This window comes from Aphanothece sacrum FPU1 (genome assembly GCF_003864295.1).
In the GTDB taxonomy this organism is placed as follows: domain Bacteria; phylum Cyanobacteriota; class Cyanobacteriia; order Cyanobacteriales; family Microcystaceae; genus Aphanothece_B; species Aphanothece_B sacrum.
The window spans coordinates 211,546-236,456 of sequence record NZ_BDQK01000013.1; the positions used below are offsets into that span (position 1 = coordinate 211,546).

A 24,911-nucleotide genomic window follows, 5' to 3' on the forward strand; every position below is an offset into this window, starting at 1 on the left:
AATCAGAAATGAGCATCAAGAGAGATTTTCAGTCAAATGAATTTCAATTAAGTTATTTACTGTGCCTCTTTTGTCTCTAAAATAGTTGATAAAGGAGGTGATAAAATGACAATATGAGGAACAGGACGTGGAGTATATTCTACTACTGACTTGCCTTCAAATGCTAGAGATGTACTCGCACCAGAATCTAACATTATTGCATCCCGAAATCCTAACTTTTGCAAAATTTTTCCTAATTTAATAGAATCAACCATATCTTTAGTAACACCAATCATCGGTTGTCCTGACTGATGAATTCCCCAAAAAGCCCGATGTCTGGCTACATCAAAATCAAATAAATTACCAAAGTTTTCTGCGGGTTGTGCTTGAGAATTTTTGACTAACCAAGCTGCCCCTACAAATAAATCTTTAATTAATTCTCCATCATAAGATTCTGCTTGAATACCTTCTAAAGTATTATGAATATTAGCATCAAATGGAATAAATTTAACCCATTTATCTGTTATTAATACTAAAGGTCGTCCATTTAATCTTGGATTTTCACTTGCATTCCCAGGAACAAATTCTTTCCCTTGACTCATAACGGGTCCAATCATTACATTGGAATCAAGATATTTTAATGAGAAAAATGCTCCATCAACTGCCGCTATCGCATCAGTTCCTGTCATAATTTCTGGCACTTGATAACGACTATCTGCATGAATTGTACTCGGTTTTCCACCATTAATTACCATGATAGTTACATCATCTATGGTGTGTTCTCGTTTCTCAACTCCCATAGAAAAATTAAATTTTCCTGCCGATGTTGGGGCCGGATAACCCCCCCAAGCTTGAGGAACAACTACTTGTATTTGTGATTGTCCAAAGCGTCCAACACTTAATAAATCAGGTGATTGTCCAGCAAATATTTCTTGTTGATCATCCATAGTAAAAGCCATACTATAACCTGCTGCCATGGCCCATTGTTTTACTCTGGCATCATATTTACCTTCTGGATAAGTAAAATAAGTAATAGGAATGCCTAATTCTTTTTCTAGTAATTGTTTAGAAATGAGAATTTCTTGAAATAATTCATCATCTGATAATTCTCGTAAATCTTTAGGATGACTAATGGTATGAGAAGCAATAGTCACTAAAGGGTCAGCCGCCATTTCTTTAAGTTGTGGCCAAGTTAAACTAGAACGGGCAGTTTTCCCCTCCATTTTTTTCAGATAAATTGAGAAAACAGCAGGATAACCATATTTTTTTAATAAGGGATAAACATATTCATAATGTCCCCCATATCCATCATCAAAAGTTAATAAAACTGGTTTATCAGGTAAGGGAATTCCTTTTTGTAAATGGGCTAATAATAAATCAGGACTAATAGGAGTTAATCCCTGTTCTTGAATATACTTAAAATGGGCTTCTAATTCTTCAGGCGTAACATCAAAAAAGACCTCTTTACGAGGGAGAATATCGTGATACATTAAGATAGGAACCTTGGCCGCTCTCGCACTATCATGAATGGTCGGATAAGGTTTAGATGGCGCATTAGCCATATCTTGGGAAGCTTGCCATAAGTCAGGGAAACTCTCAGGAGAAATGACAATTTGCTGTTGATCAACAGTTACAACAGCTTTTAAACAGTGACTGGGTAATAAAGACCCCGGTTGAAACAAGGCCGTTGATTGGGTTAGACTCTCAGAACTTGGCAGAGTTAATGATCGAGTTGATAAATCAGACTTGACAAAATCACAATTTTGTGGTATGGAAGAAGTATTAGAATCTAATTTAGGATTATAAGTAGCATTATTGACGTGAACATAGCCAAAGATAGTGACCCCAGATAGGGCAATAATCAAGCCAGTGCTACTGTATAAGATAGGTTTAACCGAACGAGAGGATTGAGGAAAAGAAGGCATAGGAGGTATCTCACTGTTAGTCGAGGGTATAAACGGATGACTGTTAATAATTTATGGGAAGAAGCAAGAATTAGCTACCTTATCCCATAGAATGCTGTCCATAAAATTTTTGTATATAATAAGCAGACATACATAGAATAAAATCTGTGTGTGTAGGATGAGGAGGAGTTGGGATAGTATAATCCCTGGATTTATGAACCAATCAACAAAGCAAGCAACCCCCGTAAAGGAATTACCCCTTTACCATCAATGGACCCAAAAGCTAAGTCATTTTCCTTGGCAAGTGTGGGCCCTCAGCTTAATTGTGGTATCAGGAACCGTTGGTTTTACTGCCACCTCCCTCCTATTGAGACTGCCAAAATCTCCTCAATGTGTCCGAATGTTTTGGCCCATTGCCTCAGCCTCAACTCGTTTATATTGCGCTCAACTTGAAGCAGATAAAGGAACTGTAGATAGTTTACTGCAAGCGATTAAATTAGTAGAAGCCTTACCCTCTGACCATCCTCTACGGCACGATATTAACCGATTAGTAGAAGAGTGGGCCGTATCTATTTTAGATATGGCTGAAGAAAAATTTCAAGACGGAAAACTAGAACAAGCTATTGAGATCGCCCGTAAAATTCCCGCTAACGTTCAAGTGTATCGAGTTGTTAACGAAAGAATTGAAAAGTGGCGCGGTATTTGGGAAGATGGGGAAGAAATTTTTGCCCAAGTAGAAGAAGAATTACGTGAATCTAACTGGAATCAGGCATTTAGAGAAGCGGTTAAACTATTAAGTATTGAGAATACTTATTGGGCAACAAATAAATACGATGATACTATTAAACAAATTCAATTAGCCCAAGAAGAAAGTAGTCAACTGGATACAGCTTATCAAATATTGCGTCGAGGAGGCATTGATAACTGGTTAGCCGCAATCACCGAAGCTGAGAAAATCTCTCCTAAGAGTTACGCTCATCGAGAAGCGCAAAATTTGATTACTAAAGCCAAAGATAAGATTGTTGACTACATAGATGGATTGGTTAATAATCGTAGCTGGCAGGCTCTTTTAGATACCGTAGAGAGATTACCTGAAACCCTATCTTTAAGTGATTATGTCAATGATTGGAAAACTTTAGCCAGCGCAGGGTTAGAAGCTGATCAGGGAACTGTAGAAAATCTCAAAACAGCCGTTACCACCCTACAAGAAATTGAGTCTGAACGTCCTCTATACGAAAAAGCCCAAGAATTAGTCACTCGTTGGACAGTTGAGATAGAAGATGTGGCCCATCTCGAAAAAGCGCGTAATTTAGCCCAAGGAGGCTCAATCAACGAATTAAATGGAGCGATCGCCTCAGCCCAATTAATTGCTTCAGCTAACCCTCGTTATCAAGAAGCGCAAAAAGAAATTCGAGATTGGACTTATAAAATTCAACTAATTGAAGATCAACCTGTATTAGATCAGGCAAGAGATCTATCCCGTAGTGATACTATCCCAGCTTTAACAGAGGCGATCGCCCAAGCTCAACAAATTGGCAAAAATCGGGCCTTGTCTGGGGAAGCTCAACAAGAGATCCGCAAATGGCGTTTTAGTATTGAGACACAAGAAGATCAACCCTTACTCGATCAGGCGATCTCCCTGGGCAACAGCAGAGACTACGAGTCCGCCATTCGTGCCGCTCAACAAATTAGACAAGGAAAATCTTTGTACCAAGAAGCTCAAACCAAAATCGGACAATGGCGACGAGAAACTCGCGCTCAAAGAAATCTGCAAGAAGCTTATTTAATAGCGGATGCAAGAACCCCCCAAGCCTTAGTATCAGCCATCTCTGTTGTGCGCAGAATTCCTTCCTCAACGGATGCGAGTAGTCAAGTGCAACAAGCTTTAAACCGTTGGGCTTATCAACTCCTTTCTATCGCTCAAGATCAGGCTAATCGTGCTTTATTGCAAGAAGCGATCAATCTTGCTCGCATGGTTCCGGCTGAAAGTACGGCTTATCAATCAGCGATCGCACAAATTGATATCTGGAAAAAGTTACTACAACCTGCCGTGACTCAACCTTTACCCCAGTCTTCTCAATCTAATCCTTTAGTAGAGACTAATTATAACAATTATGGCGGATTTAATCAGCAAAATTAATTACCAAAAATTCGTAGGGGCGGGTTTTTTACATCAATTAATGATTCTCACAAAAAACTAGATCAACCCGCCGGAGGCTGTAAAATTAATCAATGAATACAGGCTAAAGCCTTATTCTATAAGAACAAAGGCTGTCTACACAGCCTAATTCTAATATCCATTGTCAATTATCCATTGATAATATCACCCTTAAAACCATGAAAGTTTCTAAAACAAAGCAAAGTCGCTGGATCTATACCACCTTAATTTTAATGGTATTAGCTCTGATTTCTTTTTCTATTCTGCCCTTAGTCAGTAGTATTGTACAAGCTCGTCAACCGGATAATTCTGGTTTAATGGCCACAGAAAAAGCTAGATTAGACAATGAAGTGTTAGGTTATCAATTGGTTTTAGAACGAGAACCAGATAACCCTAATGCGTTGCAAGGACTTCTGGAAGCAAAACTCAGACAAGGAAATCTCTCAGGCGCGATCGCCCCTTTAGAAAGATTAGCTCAAATTAAAGCTCAACAGCCCGATTATGGCATTTTATTAGCCCAAGCCAAACAACAACTCAAAGATTATGAAGGGGCGATTATTGCTTATCAGGGAATTTTAGCAGCTAATCCTGGAGAAATTCGGGCTTTAAAGGGAATGGTAGATCTGTTAATATCACAAAATCGCTCTCAAGATGCGGTTAATCTGGTGCAAAATACCCTTAACCAAGTATTACAAGAACAGTCTAATAATCCCCAAGGGACTAGCGCATTTAATCTTACCTCCCTTCAATTACTGTTAGGGGAGATTTATACTCAAAAAAATCGCTATGATGCAGCTACGACAATCTACAATCAAGCCATAAAAGCTGATCCTAATGATTTTCGTCCTATTTTAGCCAAAGCCATGCTCCAACGACAACAGGGGAAAGAAACCGAAGCTCAAACTCTGTTAAAACAGGCGATTGTTTTGGCCCCTGTGTCCTATAAAGAACAAATTAAAGCGATCGCCTTAGAAAAACCCCAGATTACAAGTCAACCCTCAATCGATAAATGATCGGCCGTACCTAACCCCCAACAACCTCCATATATTGACTTTCGAGTAAAAAAGTTCCTTGAGGAAAGTGAACTCCCCAATAACCCCCCGGACGGCGATCCATAACGGTTCCTTCTGCCCCAATGTCTAAAATATCGGCCGGGCGCAGCATGGGCATAGGATCAGCCGTTTTTAGGTAAGGGGGTTGAGTAAGGAGACGAATAATACTACCTACAGCAATTTCTGTTTTATTCATATGGTTTGTCAAATTTGTTGATTAATTCTTTCAATGTACCCGTTGAGCCAATCTCTTTCTCCAAAGTCCAATCAATACAATCCCTTAATTTTTCAGCTAATTCCTTCACATGAGGTTTTTTCAAGAGAGAGATGTGATCTGCGTACACATAGTGAAACTTTAATCCTTTAGTCATTAAAGAACCCCAACCAATTTTAGCATTCCAATATTGATTTTGGTGCTTATCTTCTTGATTAGTTGAAAATACAAGAACTTGACCTGGGTAGGATAGTGGCACGTAATTATTGTAAGCCTGTAAATGCGCTATTTTAATAGATTGGGGCGTTTCAGGCTGGATAGCTCGTTCAAAATCTTTATTAGGCTTTTGACTCATTATCTTTTTAATCTTTTTCAAAAGATAAGTAGGACCAATTTGGAAAAGGAGTACTAAGTGATGAAACAACTTCTCCTTTATAGATATTGGTTTATAATATGGTATAGGATCGAAAAAAACTAGCAGAGCTACTTTCTGGTTTTTCGTGAGAAGTTGTTGAGCTATTTCAAAGGCAACTAAGCTTCCAAAACAGTAGCCTCCTAGAAAATAAGGACCTTCTGGTTGTATGGTAAAAATTTCTTCCAGATAATGAGTAGCCATATCTTCTATACAACTATAAGGTTTCTGTTGACCATCTACACCTTTAGCTTGTAATCCATAAAAAGGCTGATCTGAACCCAGTTCATTAGCTAAAGGATAAAAGTTGAGAATATTTCCGCCACCCCCGTGTACGCAAAAGAACGGAGGTTTACTTCCATTTGGCTGAATTGGTATTAAGGCAGACCATGGCAGGGATTTTCCTTTCTGCTGCACAAGATTGGCCAATTCTTCAACAGTTGGGGCTTGGAAAAGAGTGGCTAAGGGCAGGGTTTTGGCCATAGTCTTCTCAATTTGGGCTAATAGCTTGACCGCCAGCAGGGAGTGTCCTCCCAGGTCAAAGAAATTATCCTTCACGCCGATGGGCTGGATGTCCAGAACTTTTTCCCAAATTTTGGTCAGTTGCAGTTCTACTTCATCCCTTGGAGCAACAAAATTTTGTTGTATCAAGGTTGTCCAATCGACTTTAGGTAAAGATTTTAAATCAATTTTTCCACTAGCAGTAAGTGGAAAAGAATCCAAGCAAACAAAAGCTGAAGGAATTTGATAATGAGGTAATCTTTCCTTTAAAAATTCTCTTAATTGTTGAGGATAAATATTCTGATTATTAATAGGGACAAAATAAGATACTATTTTCTTATCTTCTAAGGTATTTTCTTGAGTAATTACTAATGTTTGTTTGATTTTAGGATGTTCTTTTAAATTTGCTTCTATTTCTCCTAACTCTATCCGAAAACCTCTGATCTTAACCATTAAATCTTTTCGGCTTACGATTTCTAAGTAACCATCTGAATTGATTCTACCCAAATCACCAGTAAGATAAATACGAGAGTCTTTATCATTAGGAACTGGTAAAAATTTTTCTTTTGTTAATTGGGGATTTTGCCAATAACCAGGGGAAAGATAACTACTTTTAACAGCTATTTCTCCTACTTCATTAACGTCTAAATTTTGTCCTTGTTCATCCAAAATTTTAACTTCTTTTATTGGATAACCAGCAGGAATAATCTTACTAGATATCAAACTATTACGTTGTAAGTAAATGATAGCTATACCATTAGTTTCTGATGAACCATAACCATGCTTTAAAATACAATTACTAGAAACTTTTTGCCAAAACCTTTCTACTTCTTTTGTGTATAATTTATCTGTTACAATCATTATTTGACGAAGGCAAGAAAAAAATGTGGTTTTGTCAAGACTATCTATTAATTGATAAAATACTTGGCTAGTACATATAAAATAGTTAATCTTGTTTTCTTGTAACCAATCTTTTAAAGGAAAATGTGCTAATTTTGAAAAGTTATAAGTAACTAAAGTACCACCATTTAATAAACAAGTTAAGATAGCATTAAGCGATCCTGAAAAACTATAGTTGAGTAAAGTTGTCAAACTATCACCTACTTGTATCTTATCTTTATTGCTAGTATTATAGATATGATCAAGATAAAAAGAATGAGTAGTAATTATACCTTTGGGTTTACCTGTTGAACCAGAGGTAAAAACAAGACTAGCTATAGCATTTGGAGCAATAAAAAATCCCAAATTATCCTCATTTATATAAGGGTTTAAAGTATCTATATTAATTATGTTGATATTATTTTCCGCTAAGTTATTGGCTAATGTTAAGTTGTTGAAGTTGGTAATTATTAACTTTGCTTTGCTTTCATCACAAATAATTTTTAATCGCTCTTGAGGTGATTGAGAATCTAAAATAGTATAAAAATTTCTTGTTTTTAAAATTGCCAAAATACTAGTAATAATAGATATTTCATGATCCAATAGGATAATAGTTGATTGATTTTCTAAATGATAATCTTTTAAGATTGATCTAGCTAATTGATTAGCTTTTTTATTGAGATTTTCATAATTTATCGTTTCATTTTCTGTTTTAATAGCTATTTGTTGGGAACAAAAATTTGCTACTTTTTCAAAGCGATCACTAATAGATCCTTCTATTTCTTGTTTGCTAAATTCAATAATTTGTTTCATAATTAATTTGGTGATGTTTTAAGTATTGAAATTTGTTTAGGATAAGCTTAATATTTTCTTTATTTCTTTTGAATCTTTCTTAAGTAAAAATTAAACCAAATATCTACATCTCTGATTAGAGGATAGAATACAGCCAAGCGAAAACTACCTTTTTGTAAATCTCTAAATATTTGATTAACAATCTTACGAATACTTAATTCTACTGATGCTGATTCATCAATAGCATCTAAACTATTTTCAAGGGAAATAAGTAAATCACTAGCAGAAACATCTCTAGATTTATTTATTGTCGTTGATCTAATTTTTTCAGCACAAGAATTAAGACTCATTACTACGGGTACTCCTTCAGGAATACGTCTAGTATGAATATATTTAGTAGGAATTTTAAAATCGGTATATTTTAGGATACCAATAATAAATAATTTGCCAATATTTCTTGAAAAACTTTCAGCAGGACAAGTTCTGGGTGCAGTACCAAAGGGAAGAAAATTGTCTTTTCTTATCTGTTTTGCTGTAGCTTCTGCACTATTCTCATCCCATCGATTTGGCTTGAATTCTTCTGGATTATCCCAATGTAACCGATGATTTTTATAAAAGTTTATATATAAAACTGAGTTTTTTTCAAAACTAATATCTTCACTGGTAAAAGTTTCACTAACTTGTCGATTAGTCTTACCAATGAGAGGAAATAAACGTAAGGATTCATTACAGACATAATCTAAATAATTATAGGTATCAATTTCTTCCCATTGAGGATACCAGTTTAATTTACTTACATATTCTTGTAAATTATTTTTAATCTCTTGTATTTGACATATTGGTACTAAAGTATGACAAATAAATTCAAGTATTTGCACAACACCTGTATGAAAAAAAACACCTCCAATATGTTTAGCCAAAATTTCGTTGTCAAGTTCTTCTAAATCTTTTTTCTGAAAAAAACTACAAAAATGTTGACTTTTTACTTGTTCTTTAATATCTTCATACATCTTTCTCCGAATGGAATGAGAACGTAAGGCTGTACCTTTAAGAGTATCATGCAAATTTTCTATTGCTTTACTATAGATTGATAATTGTTTTGAACTAATATTTTCTTTAAATAATAGCTTAAACATTACCACAATCATCAAAGGACGAATCTCGGTAAATAAATTAGTAATCTGAATTGGTTGTTGCCGGTTTTTGACCCAATTTTCTAAGGTTTCCCAGACTACTTCTGCTATTTCTTCCCTAGAAAGCGATCGCAAAATCGAGAAAGTAATCCGAGATAATTTTTTATGAAACTCTCCTGATTCAAGACTTTCTTGATGAATTTCTCCATAAGGTGACTGAAAATAACGAATTGCTTCACGGTAATAATTATCCCCTCGCAATTGAACTAAGGGATTTTCTAAAAGACTTTTCATCTTTTCACCGGAGATTTTGTCATTAGGTATTTCTCTGTCCATAATTATAATTTTTAATAGTAATAATATAAAGAAAACTAAATTACAAAAATAAAAAATTTGTTTTGCTCAAAATACAAGTATTTTAGGTAGTATTAGTTAAATTATTAATTTCTGTTGCTGCACGATAACCAGATTCAATTGCTCCTTGTATCCAACCATGCCATGCTGAAGTATGTTCGCCAGCAAAATGTATTCTGCCTTCAGAACTAGCACTATGTGGTAAAAGTTGAGTAACTTGTCCTGTATTCAAGAAACTATGAGCTCCTAGTGCATATTCATCTTCATCCCAACAAAATGAAAAACCTCCTTCAAGATAATCAATTAAACCTGGAAGCATAAATTTTAATTGCTTTTGAGCATAGTTTACTCTTTCTGATTCTATCATTGATGTTATTTTTTGTGAAGATGAACCTTTGAAATAAGAAACCAATATTCCTCTTTGTTGGGCAAGATCAAAGGTAGAATGCCAAAGTTCAGTAGGATAGTCTGCCAAACCAAAACCATTGTAATTTTGCTCTAACCAATAACGCTTTCTTACTTGAAAGAAAACTCTCGATGCACTCATATAAGACATTTCCTGAATAGCTCTATTTTTAGCTTTAGATAATGAAGGAGATATGGCTAAATGACGCAGTACAGAAAAGGGAATTGTGCAAATTAAATAATCGGCACTAATTTTATGTTCAAAACCTCCTTTTTTATAAAAAACAATAACATTATTATGGTTTTGAACCAAAGAAAATACTTTTGCGCCATAAAAAATTTTATCTTGAAGATGTCTGGCAAAAGCTTTAGGTAATTGGTCAAAACCACCGACAATTTTAACCTTTTGATTTTCTTTAAGTCCAAAAGCTGTTAAGCGGAAAATTTCTAGAGCAGAGTATTTATCTTTGCTAAAATCCATGTGACCCAAGCCGAACATTTTTGATACATTTTTAGATATACCTTGAGAAATAAGGAACTCTTTTACTGTCATAAAATCATATTTTTTTAAAGAATCATAAGGCCAATTCAGTAAGGAAGGATCGCCCATTTCTGGAAAAAATGGACTAAAAACTTTGTGCCATAAATCTTTTAATGTCATGTTTTTTTCTTCTTCTGAAAAATCAAGAGGATATTGACCTAAAGTTACTTGTTTTTCATCACAAATTCTAATTCTTTGATTTTGACAATAATGAACAAAATCTAATTGCTCTGGATAAAAAGGAGATGTTTGTAGATTAAAATGTTTGATATAGTGGAAAACCCAATCATGATTACTGGGGATGCGTGCTGCTCCTGCTTCGGTATAAAGTTCATCAGCAAATTGTTCACGCAAAGTTTTTATACGTCCACCCGAACTCATTTTTGCTTCTAAAACTGTAACCTGATGTCCAACTTTGTTTAATTCGTAAGCTGCTGTTAATCCTGCTATTCCTGCTCCCAAAATCAACACCTTTTTAGAGTTATTTGTTTTTGTTAATGGTTTGATTAAAGTATTCATAAATTATTGATTATAATTATATATAAAAATAAGATTTAACAAGAAAATTTAGCTTTGTTTCCTTTTAATAAACGTTGACGATTATTGGCAAATTTATCTAAAGTTTCAACGGCAGTTTTATTTGGACAAACTAAACTACCCATTTCTTCACCACCAAATTTTGAACACACTTTCCGATGAGATTCAGCAAGATTTTTATAAGCTATAATGAACTCGTCATGATTTGGTTTAATTTCAAGCGGAATAGAGGAAAAAATTGGTTTTAATTGTTTCCAGAGTTCAATTAAAATAGCATGATCCCAAGACATTAAACCACTAAAATCAGGGGATTTAACCCCAGGGGGATTCATAGTCGAACGGATATAATTTTGATAATGACTAGGATTAAAACTTCCAGTTAATTTCATCGCTGCACTAGAAGCTAACATGAGATTGGTTGCAGTTTTTAATTCTTTTTGGGCTAAGATTAAATCATTTTGTTTAATAGCTTCTTCAAATCTTTTTAAGCAAATAGTCAATCCTTGAGTCATGACAAAAAATGACCAATGAAAGCCTTTCCAGATTCTTAAGGATTGAGTTTCTTCGTTTAACATTTTATAGTTATTCCTCAGATAAATTAAAAGTTCTGAACAGTAAGTTGATATATTCTTGATATCCTTGTTTTAATTTTAGCAATTCTTCGTGATTAAAGTTGTGTAATTTAGATAATAAAAGCAGTTCTCTCATTGCCAAAACAATACTGGAAACAATACTAATTGCTATATTTTCGCTATTACAATGATTCACCATAAAGTAATTATCATAATCCTCAATTTCTTCTAAACTTAAGAAAGTTTCGGTTATAGGATTATTAATTAATGATTGTTGTGTTTCTCCTAAAATTACCATAGCTTCAATCAATTTATCTAGATTTTGGTCTGTATCCGATTCAGTAATAACTATTTGTATTAATTCTAATGTTTTTAAAATCTTATTATTAGTTTCTGAATCGGGAGATAAAGTAGTTGGAAGTTGTAATGGATTTAATAAATTCAGCTTTAAATTATCATTTTTCATTTTCTGAATCCTCGAAACACTCCGATTAAAGAATTAATCTCTATAAGAAGGATCTAGACGATCAAGTTTATTGATTAAAGCTTTAAATCCAAAAGAATTAATCTTTTTTGTACTAGGATTAACATCAAGTTTCTGTTTAAATTGATCAATTTGTTTACTAAAAGATGAGACAATTTCTGAAGATGGTTGAATTAATTTTGCCCCCGTTGACATCGCCAAAATCTGTGTTCGACAAGCAAACTCTAACATATACAAATAAATGAAAGCATCATCTATTTTTTGGCCACAAACAGTTATTCCATGATTACGTTGGATCAAGCATAATTTATCTTTACCTAAAGCCTCGGCTATGCGTTTTCCTTCTTGATGATCTACAGCTAAACCGTCATAGTCATGATAGGCTATTTTGTCATAAAAAACCATGGCTGCTTGATCAATATATAGTAACCCACTATCAAGGGTTGATAATGCTACCCCATAAGGAGTATGAGCATGAATGATTGTGTTAATATCTGGTCTAGATTTGTAAATAGAGCTATGCTGAATAAAACCTGTAGGATTAATAGTTATTTGATTATTATTACCAATAATATTACTTTCAAAATCAAGTTTTACTAAATCAGAAGCTTTGATCTGATTAAATTTAATTCCAAATGGATTAATCAGAAAATGGCAATCCGAATTTGGCACTCTGGTACTAGCATGGGTTAAGGTTAAATCAGCCCAACCAAAAAAGTCAATAAGTCGATAAACTGCTGCTAAATAAATTCTTGCTTGAGATTCATCGAAGATCTCAAATTGTCTTTGTGCATCAATAGTATGGTTTAATTGATTCATAGTTTTTAATGGTTTTTAATTACGATAAGAAGGATCAATTCGATCTAATTCTTTTAATAAACCATCAAATGTTTGTTTATCTAAATTAGGTTTACGAGTATTTGATGGATCTGGTCTTCTTACTTTTTCTAATTGTTTGGCAGTAGAATCTAAAATTTCAGGAGAAAGTTGATTAATTTTTGTTCCTGTTGACATGGCTAAAATTTGGGTACGACAAGCAGACTCGAAAAAATAAAGATTAACAAAGGCTTCTTCAATGGTTCTGCCACATACTACTAAACCATGATTTCTATCTATCATTAATAGTTTTTCTGGTCCTAAATCAGCAACCAAACCAGCTTTTTCCTCAATATTCATCCCTAAACCATTATAGTCATGATATGCTATTTTATTATGAAACATCATTCCTATTTGATCAATAGGTAAAAAACCACATTCAAGGGTAGATACTGCTACTCCATAAGGAGTATGAGCATGAATAACTGCATTAATATCTGGTCGTGCTTCTAATATGGCACTATGGATAACAAAACCAGTAGGATTTACTGGCAAAGAATTGTTATCAATCTTATTTCCTTCAAAGTCTATTTTGACTAAGTTAGACGCTTTTATTTGATCAAAATAAAATTCGATAGAATTAATTAAAAAATGAGACTCAGATCCTGATAATCTAGCACTTGCATGGGTTAAAGTTAAATCATTCCAACCAAAATAATCAATAAGTCTATAAATTGCTGCTAATTTAATACGAATAGAGGATTCATCTAGGTTATAAGGTGTATTTTTTGTTGTTTCAGTGGGAATTGTAGATGTTTGATTCATGTTTTTATTTGTTTTAGTTAGACAAGGATTTTAAAGATTATTCTTTTTACATCGCAAGGATGTATTATTATTGATATTCACCAAAAATAATAAAATGGCGATCGCTTATTTGTTCAAGGAATAAATAATCTAAATTTTGGTTAAGTAATTGCTCTTTTACTTCAGAAATACTGAAAGCTGCACATAGAGAATTAAAAAAGTCTCTTTGTAAAATTAATTGCTCATTTTGGGCATAATTTTTCACTAATTTATCAGCTTCTTCCATACTTTCAGGACGCAATAAATCCATTATGAAGATTTTAGTCCCTGGTTGACTATATTGTCTTAGCGATCGCCAAAGTACAAAAGGATCATGTAAATGATGGAGCAAACTATTACTAATAATCACATCATAATGACTTAATGGTAAAGAAATTTCTGGTAAAATTCCTTCAATCAATTTTACTCTTTGAATGACATTTTGATGACAATTAGCTAAATCTTTGTAAGCATAAGCCAACATGGTTTTTGAACCATCAATTCCATGAATATTACAATCAGAATAAGCTTTAGCAAATCTTAAAGTAATATCTCCTGTACCACATCCTAAATCGAGTACATTATCAGGAATGTAATTAGCAAATTTTTCTTGAAATAATTGAATAAAATAACTATGGGGTTGTTCAAAGTCTGCTTCTGCATAAGCTAAACTTTGCGCTTCTTCTTCCATTAATTCTGGTTCAACTATTCTTTTCATCAGCATAAATACATACTAATTTTACTTAATTTTATTTTGACTTTAAGAAAATAATAAAAGCCTACCTGCATGCAGAACCAGTCGCAATAAAACGATAGTCCATAAGCGAGTCAATTAGAGATTTGGAGATACAAGATTAGTGAATTAATCCTAATATACCCGAAAATACTATTAAAGTCAATAGATTAATCTTATTCATTACTTGTAGGTTGGGTTGAGGGACGAAACCCAACAAACCCGAATCCTGATAAGCTGTCACCCATCTAAATTAGTCCTATTCTACTTATGGGATGGTCGCTACGCGCACCTTCGCTGGGGGGTGATGGAGTGATGGTTTGAGCTTAGATTTAACCCTATATGCATTACTTAACCTTTCAGGATTTTATACTGATTTTATTATAGAAGTTCGGTAGAAGCCAATTTAAGATATGCTAAGCTAATAATAAAGCAGTCATTCCTCACTTGACATGGATAATCTTCCTTGCCTGATAGATCTTGATTAGTTAAAATACAACTATTTTAATCTAACATATAAGGCTAAGTTTACTATTAAAAGTGAACCACGTTAATTTTATCCCTTGTCAAAATTTTAGGTAAAAATGTCGAGTGAGATCTGTAATGTTCTTTTAATAGAAGATAAATTAGATAATGTTAAGCTAGTCCAAGAATTACTGGTAGATGCTCAAAATTCTTCTCTAGCCAACGGATTAAACTTTCCAATAACTTGTGTTGCCAATTTAGAGGAAGGGATGACTATACTAGCAGATCATTCTTTTGATGTGATTTTGCTAGACTTAATTTTACCTGATAGTCAAGGATTTGATACACTGATTAAAATTCGAGAGAAATTTCCTAATATTCCGATTATTGTAGAAACAGAAAATAACGATGAAACCTTAGTTGTTAAATCTTTTCAATTAGGGGCTGATGGTTATTTACAAATTCAAAGTATCGATAGTAACTTATTAGTTTATGCAATTCGTTTAGCTATCGAGCGACAAAAATATCGCAATCAAATAGCCCTCGGACAACAAAAACAACAGCAAGCAGTAGAAATAGCTGACTTAGAATCTATAGTCAGTGCGGGAATAAGTACCAGTATTACTGCTAGAATGTTTGGAGCGGATTCTTTACAAGAAAGCGTACCCGACCTATTTGAAGAATTGGCTCAAATCTATGGTAACTTACTCGAACTGGCCTTAGAACAAAGAATGTTTAAAGTGGATCATAACATCTCCGAACAACTCAAAATGTTAGCGGATAAACTAGGATTTCTCAAGGCCAGTCCTAGAGATGCCATAGAAATACATACTAAAATTTTAAAAGAGAAAAGTGGAGATGTCACCTTAGCCAGAACCCAAGCCTATGTGTCAGAAGGACGTATAATGATCTTAGAATTAATAGGGTATTTAGCATCATTTTATCGAAAATACTATATTAGATTAAGCAACATTACTATCTCACACAAATCTGACTATCGCTAAGCCCTATGAACAAATATCTTTTGAGATTATATATAACTGGAAACTCCATCTATTCTCGGCGTGCGATTACCAATCTTTTACGGATTTGTCATGAAGAACTTAGAGATCAATACAGTGTAGAAATTATTGATGTTTTAGAAGACCCCCAAAAAGCAGAACAAGAGAAAATTTTAGTGACACCCACCCTAATTAAACAATTACCTCCCCCTCTCCAGCGAATTATTGGAGATATGTCTAACACCGAAAAAGTCTTATTAGGCTTAGATTTGATTCCTCAAGAGATAGACACGAGATAAAAAAAATAGCTTGGCAAAAATTAAAGAAACAGGGACAATAAAAAGTGGATAATATTCCACCAAATTTTACCAAAAAATAGAGTAACTAATGAGTCAAGATAACGAACAGGACTATATCCAGAAATTAGAAACCTCCATCCCAGGATTCGATTTTTTATCAGAAGGAGGACTTCCCAAAGGTAGGGCCACTTTAATCGCAGGAACTGCCGGAAGTTCTAAAACGGTGTTTGCTTGTCAGTTTCTGGTTGAAGGCATTAAAAAGGGAGAAAATGGAGTCTTTGTCACGTTTGAAGAACCCCCCAAGGCACTACGGAAAAATATGCGCGGTTTTGGCTGGAATATTGGCGAATGGGAAGAAGAACGCAAATGGGCCTTTGTGGATGCTTCTCCCCAACCAGGAGAACAACCGATGGTCACGGGAGAGTACGATTTAGGGGCGTTAATTGCTCGCATTGAATTTGCTATTCGTAAATATAAGGCTAAACGGGTTTCTCTCGACTCATTAGGGGCAATTTTTAGTCATTTAACTGATAGCGCACAGATTCGCAGTGATTTATTTCGTTTAGCTTCAGCCTTGCGAGAATTAGAAGTTACTTCTATTATGACTGCAGAAAGAACGGCTGAATATGGAGAAATTAGTCGTTATGGAGTCGAGGAATTTGTCGCGGATAATGTGGTTATTTTGCGAAATGTCCTCAGCGATGAAAAACGCCGTCGGACTATTGAAATCCTAAAATATCGCGGCACAAATCATCAAAAAGGTGAATATCCTTTTACCATTATTCCTAATCGTGGGGTGGTTATTCTTCCTCTATCTGCTATTGAACTCGAACAAAAATCATCTAATATTCGTATTACCTCTGGCAGTGAAGAATTAGATAGAATGTGTGGGGGTGGATTTTTTCGTGATTCTATCATTTTAGTCTCAGGGGCCACCGGAACTGGTAAGACTTTAATGGTGACTGAATTTATGGCCGGAGGGGTCATGAATGGGGAAAGATGTTTAATTTTTGCTTTTGAAGAAAGTCGGGAACAACTATTTCGTAATGCTACTGGTTGGGGGGTTGATTTTGAGAAGATGGAACGAGAAGGAAAACTAAAAGTTGTCTGTCGTTATCCTGAAACCACAGGATTAGAACATCACCTCATTATGATGAAGGAAATTATCGAAGAATTTAAACCAAATCGAGTAGCGGTTGATAGTCTTTCTGCTTTAGAAAGAGTGTCTGCTCTTAAAGGGTTTCGAGAATTTATTATTGGCTTAACTTCTTTTATTAAACAACAAGAAATTGGGGGATTATTTACGTCTACAACTCCAACTCTTTTAGGAGGTTCATCCATTACAGAGGCTCATATTTCTACTATTACGGACTCAATTATTTTACTACGATATGTAGAAATGTATGGGGAAATGCGTCGAGGAATTACCGTATTAAAAATGCGTGGTTCAATGCACGATAAAGATATTCGGGAATTTTCTATTGATAATAAAGGAATGCACATAGGTAAACCTTTCCGCAATGTAACCGGAATTTTAGCTGGAACTCCTATGTATACAGCACAAAGTGAAGTAGATAGATTAAGTACAATGTTTGAGGAATAAAAATTAATCCCAAAATTAAGAATTAATCTGCTGTATATTGGGTTTGAGATCGGTTATCTGTTTAGAATTTAAAGATGCCGATTCTCCAGAATTATCGATAGCTTGCATGAGAAAATAATTAAGAACTGTACGAATGGCAATAATGACGATCAATCTAGCAATATCATCCCATTTACTAGAGATCATAGTGTTAAGAATACTTGCTCCTATTAAAAAACTTAATCCCAAAGAAAAGGAATATCCCATCGCTAAACGGCTTTTGTGAAAGCCTTCTGGTGTTGGAGGTTTAAATAATAAATACTTCAAAAAAATAATTAAGGCTTTAGTAACACCAATAAAAATCACAAATACGGCAAGTACTTGACAAAAGTTCGTTAGAATAATATTCAAATTTCTAACAATTGATGACAGATTTATACTGAGGAATTCAAAGTTCATTGAAGCTAAATTATTACAAATACTTTAACTCTAAAGAGTTAAGCTATACAGACAAAGGTTGCCTACGCAACCTAGAAACCTAGAATTTAGTCCGGGAAGGCGGACGATCGTTTTTATAGGATCAGGCATAAGGTCTGTTATTAATTATAGCAGTGTCTAACCCCTTCTACTGATATTAGTTTTGTGATTTATCGATTACTTAATAATGTTGATTCAGAGGCTGAACTAATCACATCACGGACGCGATAAATAGGGCGTTTTTGGGATTCATGATAAGTCCTCATACCTAATTCAGCTAATAACCCAAAGCTAAATAATTGTACCCCAGTTAATAACAAAAGCACCGCTAAAATGAGTAAGGGACGATGACCAATACTTTGACCTACAACCAACTTTAAAAAGGTTAAATAACTGCCACAAGCTACCCCTAACACCATAGAAATTAAACCTAAAAACCCAAACCCGTGCATAGGACGAGTTAGGAATTTTTTCATAAAAAATACGGTTAATAAATCCATTAAAACTCGAAAAGTTCGCCCTAAACCGTATTTACTTTTGCCATGAATACGAGCATAATGATTAACCGGAATTTCCGTAATTTTTGCCCCTTCAATATAAGCTAATGCGGGTAAAAATCGATGTAATTCACCATACAAATTAAGATCGGCGATTAATTCAGACCGATAAGCTTTTAAAGAACAACCATAATCATGAAGTTTCACTCCCGTTACTTTACCAATTGTCCAATTAGCAATTTGAGAAGGAATTAAACGAGTTATACGATCATCTTGTCTATTTTTACGCCAACCACTAACTAGATCATACCCTTCTTTTAACTTAGAAAGTAATCGAGGAATATCCTTAGGATCATTTTGTAAATCTCCATCTAAAGTGACAATAATTTGTCCTTGAGCATAATTAAATCCCGCAGACATAGCGGATGTTTGCCCATAATTTCGACGCAAGATAACTGCTTTTAAATCTGTTCGACTACGAGCTAATTGACATAGTAAATTAGTTGAGCCATCCTCTGAACCATCATCAACACAAATAATTTCATAATCTAGATAGTTTTCTTGTAAAATATTAGCAGTCCGGTTAATTAACTCTGATAAACTATCCACCTCATTAAAAATGGGAATAACAATTGATATTTTATCAGAGAAAATTCGATAATTTTGCTCTATCTTAGTATGAGATAATTCTAATTGTTCCATAATCACTCCTCTAGCTTGGTATTTATATACCATTTTTACTTAAACAAACAGACATAAAATCTATAGGTTAAATTTTAGTCCTATCCTATGTTATTCCCCATTAAGTCTTTGTCTGAATTACTATCATTATTAGACTCTATTTCTGCTGTTTGGTATCCCTTAAGTGTGGTTGCCCTCTATTTAGGGATTATTATTGCCCTGGCAGAAGGATTAAACCGTTTACGGGGAACAAATGCCGAATTTACCCGTAAAATCGTGCATATTGGCTCAGGAAATGTTATCGTATTAGCATGGTGGCTCCAAATTCCTTTATGGGTTATTCTAGGAGCATCTGTTATTGCCAGTATTGTCGCCTTAATCTCCTATTTTCTACCCATTCTTCCCAGTATCAACAGCGTGGGACGAAAAAGCTTAGGAACTTTCTTTTATGCTATCAGTATCGGTATTTTAGCTTATTATTTTTGGTCAAATCATCAACCCCAATATACAGCAATTGGCATTTTAGTTATGGCCTGGGGTGATGGGATGGCCGCTATTGTGGGTCAAAATTGGGGAAAACATCCTTATCATATTTTCGGAGTCAGTAAAAGTTGGGAAGGGTCATTAACCATGATGGGGGTTAGTGTTTTTGTGACCAGTCTTATTCTCTTATCTATTGGTAGTCCCATCGGTTTAACCGTCCTTATTTCGTTGCTAGTAGGGGTATTTGCTACCGGGTTAGAAGCGTTTTCCATCTGGGGAATTGATAATTTGACCGTTCCTGTCGGTAGTGCAATTGTTGCTTTTTACTTAGGTCAACGATTATAGGAGTTACGCATTGACAAATTAGGTCAAATATGTATTTCCTGGTTAGAGACAGCGATCGCTATCATCAATACTTAATGTTCCACCTATAAGTTCAATATATTGTTTAACTTAAATGTCGGGCTAAGTCCCGCGCTATAAACGAGCGGGACGCATCGAACCGCAGGTGAGTACCCGCAATGTTTTAGCGTCGGGATACAGCCCGACCAATATATTAACGTGCGGCAGCACAACCTCGTCCGATAAATATATGTTGCCACATCGGTTATTAAATTGAATCAGACTAACCCTATAATGTCTAAAGCAGATTGGGTGTTAACCCATCGGTTAGCACCTGATACCATTCGCTATACCACTTGGGAGGTAGCTAAACCCTTCCAGAGTCGGGGGCGAGGGATTTCCCTGTTAGCTGAAGCGATACGTCGTCAAATTAACAGTGATGTTCCGTATCTTACGGGTTCGGTTTCTCACCATTATCCCCGTTTGTTGCAGTTTGTCGGACGACACCTAATACCCTATTTAACTGGCTAGGAGAAGTGCGACAGACGAGTAAATTGATTAAATCTTCAGAGGAAAACTAATTCATGGCTGATCCTATATTCAATTCTCCCCAAACCAACCCCTTCGGACTGAGGAAGGTGGGGGTTTTGGCTAAACCAACCTTTGCCGATATCGATGGGGATGGGGACTTAGATGCTTTTGTGGCTGCTGGTGACGGCAATACCCAGTTCTTCCGCAACACGGGAACGGGGTCTGCTCCCAGCTTCACCCTTGAGGCTACCAACCCCTTCGGACTGACGGATGTGGGGGGTAATTCTGCACCCACCTTTGCCGATATCGATGGGGATGGGGATTTGGATGCTTTTGTGGGTGCTGCTGACGCCAATACCACATTCTACCGCAACACGGGAACGGGGTCTGCTCCCAGCTTCACCCTTGAGGCCACCAACCCCTTCGGACTGACGAAAGCGGGGTATAATTCTTCACCCACCTTTGCCGATATCGATGGGGATGGGGACTTGGATGCTTTTGTGGGTGAAATCAACGGCAATACCCGGTTCTACCGCAACACGGGAAGCGGGTCTGCTCCCAGCTTCACCCTTGAGGCCACCAACCCCTTCGGACTGACGGATGTGGGGATTTTTGCTACACCCACCTTTGCCGATATCGATGGGGATGGGGACTTGGATGCTTTTGTGGGGAACTCATACGGCAATACGACATTCTATCGCAACACGGGAAGCGGGTCTGCTCCCAGCTTCACCCTTAAGGCCACCAACCCCTTCCGACTGAGGGATGTGGGGCTTTATGCTGGCCCCACCTTTGCCGATATCGATGGGGATGGGGACTTGGATGCTTTTGTGGGTGAATTCAACGGCAATACCCTGTTCTTCGAGAATGATCCTACTAACCTAGTTAATAATGCCCCCACAGGTTCACCCACTGCCACTTTAAGCGATACTGCTGAAGATACAGCCATTATCATTTATGCGTCTGACTTATTAGCAGGGTTTAGCGATGTAGATGGTGATAACCTCTCATTTGTTAACTTAACTGCTGATAACGGTGCATTGGTAGACAACTTTGATGGGACTTATACCTTCACCCCAACTACTAACTTTAATGGTACTGTCACCCTTACCTACGGTGTAACTGATGGTAGAGTAACCTTGGCCGGTCAAAGCAGAACCTTCTCTGTAACGCCCGTTAATGATGCTCCTGTTGGTTCACCAACTGCTACTTTAAGCAACACGGCTGAAGATACACCTATCACGATTACAGCAGCTAACTTATTAGCAGGGTTTAGCGATGTAAATGGTGATACCCTCTCAGTTGTTAACTTAACTGCTGATAACGGTGCATTGGTAGACAACTTTGATGGGACTTATACCTTCACCCCAACTGCTGACTTTAATGGTACTGTCACCCTTACCTACGGTGTGAGTGATGGTACGGCAACCTTAGCCGATCAAAGCCAAACCTTCTCTGTAACGCCCGTTAATGATGCTCCTGTTGGTTCACCAACTGCTACTTTAAGCAATACGGCTGAAGATACACCTATCACGATTACAGCAGCTAACTTATTAGCAGGGTTTAGCGATGTAGATGCTGGTGATACCTTATCCGTAGTCGGTTTAACTTCCAATAACGGTGCATTAGTCAACAACGGTAATGGGACTTATACTTTCACCCCAACTGCTAACTTTAATGGTGCAGTTAATCTAACCTACGGTGTAACTGATGGTACGGCAACTTTAGCTGGTCAAAGCCAAACCTTCTCTGTAACACCCGTTAATGATGCTCCTGTTGGTGTTAACGACACTGCTAGCACTGGCTTCAATACTACCGTCAGTATCCAAGCTAGTACCCTACTGGCTAATGATACCGATGTTGATAACAGCGTCTTGAGTATCACTGGTGTCAGTGGTGTCACTAACGGCACTGCGGTACTTAACAATAATGGCACTGTCAGCAACACCGCAGATGATTATATTCTCTTTACCCCAATTCGATTCAGTGGTAATGCCAGCTTTAACTACACCCTCAGTGATGGTAGTTTGACTGGTACTGCTACCGTTACGGTGGCTGTCGGTGGCAGCCTTACAGGTACTAACAAACCAGATAACCTGGTTGGTGGTAATGGTAACGATATCCTCAACGGTGGCAATAGTAACGATACCCTCGACGGTGGTAATGGTAACGATATCCTCAACGGCGATAATAGCAACGATATCCTCTATGGTGGTAGCGGCAACGATACCCTCAACGGCGGTAATGGTGAGGACCTCTTGTATGGCGGTATTGGCAACGATGTCCTCAACGGCGATAATGGCAAAGATACCCTTTATGGTGGTCTTGGCAGTGATACCCTCACCGGTGGCAACGCTCAAGATGTATTTGCCTATACTGGTGGGGATGGTTCTGATACCATTACTGACTTCGTTAGGGGTGAAGATAAAATCGGACTGTATAACGGTTTGAGCTTCGGGCAACTGAATTTCTCAGGAAGCACTATTCGGGTGGCTTCCACTAATGAAATTTTGGCAACCCTGACTGGTATTAATACCACGACCCTAATTGCGGCCGATTTCGTCAACATCTAGGATTACAGGCTGTTCTGGTTCTTGGTGGGGCATAGATTTTGCCTCACCTTGAGCCGTATTTCTGTACCCGTGATGTGTCCTACTCAAATCTTACACCTGATATCAAAAACCCGATTTAACCCTGTAGGGGCATGGCATTAACAATCTGTGAAAATTACCATAATATTAATGTTGCCATGCCCCCTATTCAATGAAAATTATTTTGATTTGGGCATGGCATTTTGAAAATTTTGTTTTTATCAACAGGTTATCATTGCCATGCCCCTACATTTATTCTCTCTCCTTCATTTTATCAGTTTTCTGCTCTTTATTTTTAGTGGTGCAGCCGCACTCGCTCCGCGAGACCGCCTTATGTGTTTAGACTAAGCATATTTAAATTGATCTGTCAATGCGTAACTCCTAGATTATTTTAACATTAACCCCCTAGCATTATTGTGTCTAGAGGTTTATCATTAAACAGTAATTCCTAGGAGACGAAAACAAGAGTTATGGTATTTTCAATTTCTCTCAAACAAAATCAATATTCTACTTATATTCTTTCGGATGAAACGGCTTTATCTCGTGTAGAAGTTGTTCCCGAAAGAGGAGGAATTATTACCCGTTGGTCAATTCAAGGACAAGAGATTTTTACTCTCGATGAAGAAAGATTTACTCACCCAGACTTAAGTGTTAGAGGTGGAGTTCCTATTCTTTTTCCTTTGTGTGGTAATCTTCCTGATAATACTTATACTCATGATTCTAAAACTTATACATTAAAACAACATGGATTTGCCAGAGAGTTACCTTGGACAGTAACGGGACAAGGGACAGATTCTTGTGCTAGTTTGACAGTAAATTTAAAGAGTAACAATCAAACTTATTCTGTTTATCCCTTTAATTTTACCGTAAAATTTACCTATGAATTAGACGGAAAAGTTTTGCGCATTCGTCAACAATATACTAACGAATCAGACAAAACAATGCCTTTTTCTGCGGGATTTCATCCCTACTTTTTTGTGCCGAATAAAGCCGAATTATATTTTGATATTCCTGGAAAATCTTATCAAGATCAACGTACTAAAGAAAATTTTCCTTTTAGTGGAACTTTTGATTTTGAACAAGAAGAAATTGATGTAATGTTCAAGCCTCTTTCTTCTGCTTCTGCTACTATGATAGACAAACAACGGAGCTTAAAGATTGACCTAACTTGGTCAGATTTCTATTCTACCTTCGTTTTTTGGACAGTTAAAGGCAAAGATTTTGTTTGTCTTGAACCTTGGAGTGCGCCTCGTAATTCCTTAAACACCGGAGAAAACTTGACAGAACTTGCTCCTGGTGAGACTTGTGAGGCAGTGTTCACTATTCGTGTAGATTCTTTTTGACAAAAGGCTTGCCTTTACCAAAAGTCTATGCTACGATGGTAAATCGTGTGCAAGAAAACACATCGGGTCGCTAGCTCAGCGGTAGAGCACTCGGCTTTTAACCGATCGGTCTTGGGTTCGAATCCCAGGCGACCCATTATTGTAGGATTTATGCGACGCTTCCACAAATTGTGCTTTTTGTGGGGGCAATTCATGAGCCTAGAAGTCGTTCATCAATATTGTAGACAAAAATGGTCTTACATGATCAAATGTCCTTAATGGAATGTTAAGTACTCGGAAAGAAATAAAGTCCACTGTCTTAAGAAATGTA

At 36.3% G+C, this 24,911-nt stretch carries 21 protein-coding genes and 1 tRNA gene; 10 read left to right on the top strand and 12 right to left on the bottom strand.

Going from position 1 to position 24,911, the window contains the following annotated elements:
* Nucleotides 1-56: 56 nt before the first annotated feature.
* Nucleotides 57-1,904: a polysaccharide deacetylase family protein gene (locus AsFPU1_RS11585; RefSeq protein ID WP_124975610.1), complete on the bottom strand. Its 1,848-nt coding sequence runs from the start codon at nucleotides 1,902-1,904 to the stop codon at nucleotides 57-59.
* Between the two features lie 193 nt (nucleotides 1,905-2,097).
* Between AsFPU1_RS11585 and AsFPU1_RS11590 the strand changes: the two genes are divergently transcribed.
* Nucleotides 2,098-4,023: a chromosome segregation ATPase gene (locus tag AsFPU1_RS11590; protein ID WP_124975612.1), complete on the top strand. Its 1,926-nt coding sequence runs from the start codon at nucleotides 2,098-2,100 to the stop codon at nucleotides 4,021-4,023.
* Nucleotides 4,024-4,220: 197 nt separating this feature from the next.
* Entirely contained in the window at nucleotides 4,221-5,054 is an 834-nt protein-coding gene (locus tag AsFPU1_RS11595; protein WP_124975614.1) for a tetratricopeptide repeat protein, read from the top strand.
* A gap of 10 nt (nucleotides 5,055-5,064) precedes the next feature.
* On the opposite strand, the gene sipA is transcribed toward AsFPU1_RS11595, so the two are convergent.
* The 9 genes from sipA to AsFPU1_RS11640 form a co-directional block, all read right to left on the bottom strand.
* Nucleotides 5,065-5,289: a regulatory protein SipA gene (gene sipA / locus AsFPU1_RS11600; protein WP_124975616.1), complete on the bottom strand. Its 225-nt coding sequence runs from the start codon at nucleotides 5,287-5,289 to the stop codon at nucleotides 5,065-5,067.
* A complete protein-coding gene (locus tag AsFPU1_RS11605) occupies nucleotides 5,282-7,912 on the bottom strand; it encodes an AMP-binding protein (protein WP_125061108.1) in 2,631 nt (876 codons plus the stop codon). Before AsFPU1_RS11605 ends, sipA begins: the two co-directional genes overlap by 8 nt.
* Before the next feature lie 59 nt (nucleotides 7,913-7,971).
* Complete coding sequence (locus AsFPU1_RS11610) at nucleotides 7,972-9,360, bottom strand: cytochrome P450 (protein WP_124974694.1); 1,389 nt, start codon at nucleotides 9,358-9,360, stop codon at nucleotides 7,972-7,974.
* An 82-nt stretch (nucleotides 9,361-9,442) separates the two neighbouring features.
* Nucleotides 9,443-10,843 carry a flavin monoamine oxidase family protein gene (locus tag AsFPU1_RS11615; RefSeq protein ID WP_124974696.1) on the bottom strand — a complete coding sequence of 467 codons (1,401 nt, stop codon included), beginning with the start codon at nucleotides 10,841-10,843 and terminating at the stop codon, nucleotides 9,443-9,445.
* 35 nt (nucleotides 10,844-10,878) lie between these two features.
* A complete protein-coding gene (locus AsFPU1_RS11620) occupies nucleotides 10,879-11,436 on the bottom strand; it encodes a 3-methyl-L-tyrosine peroxygenase-related protein (RefSeq protein ID WP_124974698.1) in 558 nt (185 codons plus the stop codon).
* A 7-nt stretch (nucleotides 11,437-11,443) separates the two neighbouring features.
* Nucleotides 11,444-11,899, bottom strand: a complete 456-nt coding sequence (locus AsFPU1_RS11625) for a hypothetical protein (protein ID WP_124974700.1) — start codon at nucleotides 11,897-11,899, stop codon at nucleotides 11,444-11,446.
* A gap of 33 nt (nucleotides 11,900-11,932) precedes the next feature.
* Entirely contained in the window at nucleotides 11,933-12,736 is an 804-nt protein-coding gene (locus tag AsFPU1_RS11630; protein ID WP_124974702.1) for a class II aldolase/adducin family protein, read from the bottom strand.
* Nucleotides 12,737-12,751: 15 nt separating this feature from the next.
* Complete coding sequence (locus AsFPU1_RS11635) at nucleotides 12,752-13,558, bottom strand: class II aldolase/adducin family protein (RefSeq protein WP_124974704.1); 807 nt, start codon at nucleotides 13,556-13,558, stop codon at nucleotides 12,752-12,754.
* A 67-nt stretch (nucleotides 13,559-13,625) separates the two neighbouring features.
* The gene (locus tag AsFPU1_RS11640; protein WP_124974706.1) at nucleotides 13,626-14,294 is read right to left on the bottom strand and encodes a class I SAM-dependent methyltransferase; all 669 of its coding nucleotides are present in this window, start codon (nucleotides 14,292-14,294) and stop codon (nucleotides 13,626-13,628) included.
* A 599-nt stretch (nucleotides 14,295-14,893) separates the two neighbouring features.
* Between AsFPU1_RS11640 and AsFPU1_RS11645 the strand changes: the two genes are divergently transcribed.
* From AsFPU1_RS11645 to kaiC, 3 genes are all read left to right on the top strand, one after another.
* Nucleotides 14,894-15,778 carry a response regulator gene (locus AsFPU1_RS11645; protein WP_124974708.1) on the top strand — a complete coding sequence of 295 codons (885 nt, stop codon included), beginning with the start codon at nucleotides 14,894-14,896 and terminating at the stop codon, nucleotides 15,776-15,778.
* A gap of 5 nt (nucleotides 15,779-15,783) precedes the next feature.
* Nucleotides 15,784-16,074 carry a circadian clock KaiB family protein gene (locus AsFPU1_RS11650; RefSeq protein ID WP_124974710.1) on the top strand — a complete coding sequence of 97 codons (291 nt, stop codon included), beginning with the start codon at nucleotides 15,784-15,786 and terminating at the stop codon, nucleotides 16,072-16,074.
* A gap of 88 nt (nucleotides 16,075-16,162) precedes the next feature.
* Complete coding sequence (gene kaiC / locus AsFPU1_RS11655) at nucleotides 16,163-17,677, top strand: circadian clock protein KaiC (protein WP_124974712.1); 1,515 nt, start codon at nucleotides 16,163-16,165, stop codon at nucleotides 17,675-17,677.
* Nucleotides 17,678-17,692: 15 nt separating this feature from the next.
* Here kaiC and AsFPU1_RS11660 read toward each other — a convergent pair whose 3' ends face one another.
* Both AsFPU1_RS11660 and AsFPU1_RS11665 read right to left on the bottom strand, forming a co-directional pair.
* Nucleotides 17,693-18,067, bottom strand: a complete 375-nt coding sequence (locus AsFPU1_RS11660) for a DUF1622 domain-containing protein (RefSeq protein ID WP_227873510.1) — start codon at nucleotides 18,065-18,067, stop codon at nucleotides 17,693-17,695.
* 236 nt (nucleotides 18,068-18,303) lie between these two features.
* Complete coding sequence (locus AsFPU1_RS11665; protein WP_124974802.1) at nucleotides 18,304-19,332, bottom strand: glycosyltransferase family 2 protein; 1,029 nt, start codon at nucleotides 19,330-19,332, stop codon at nucleotides 18,304-18,306.
* Between the two features lie 87 nt (nucleotides 19,333-19,419).
* Between AsFPU1_RS11665 and AsFPU1_RS11670 the strand changes: the two genes are divergently transcribed.
* The 5 genes from AsFPU1_RS11670 to AsFPU1_RS11690 all read left to right on the top strand — a co-directional run bounded on the left by AsFPU1_RS11670 (nucleotide 19,420) and on the right by AsFPU1_RS11690 (nucleotide 24,737).
* The gene (locus AsFPU1_RS11670) at nucleotides 19,420-20,139 is read left to right on the top strand and encodes a diacylglycerol/polyprenol kinase family protein (protein ID WP_124974716.1); all 720 of its coding nucleotides are present in this window, start codon (nucleotides 19,420-19,422) and stop codon (nucleotides 20,137-20,139) included.
* Between the two features lie 291 nt (nucleotides 20,140-20,430).
* Entirely contained in the window at nucleotides 20,431-20,667 is a 237-nt protein-coding gene (locus AsFPU1_RS11675; RefSeq protein WP_227873511.1) for a hypothetical protein, read from the top strand.
* Nucleotides 20,668-20,720: 53 nt separating this feature from the next.
* A complete protein-coding gene (locus AsFPU1_RS11680; RefSeq protein ID WP_124974718.1) occupies nucleotides 20,721-23,240 on the top strand; it encodes a cadherin-like domain-containing protein in 2,520 nt (839 codons plus the stop codon).
* A gap of 488 nt (nucleotides 23,241-23,728) precedes the next feature.
* Nucleotides 23,729-24,601, top strand: coding sequence for an aldose epimerase family protein (locus AsFPU1_RS11685; protein ID WP_124974720.1), 873 nt, complete (start codon nucleotides 23,729-23,731; stop codon nucleotides 24,599-24,601).
* 64 nt (nucleotides 24,602-24,665) lie between these two features.
* Nucleotides 24,666-24,737 (top strand) — tRNA-Lys (locus tag AsFPU1_RS11690).
* Nucleotides 24,738-24,911: the final 174 nt, after the last annotated feature.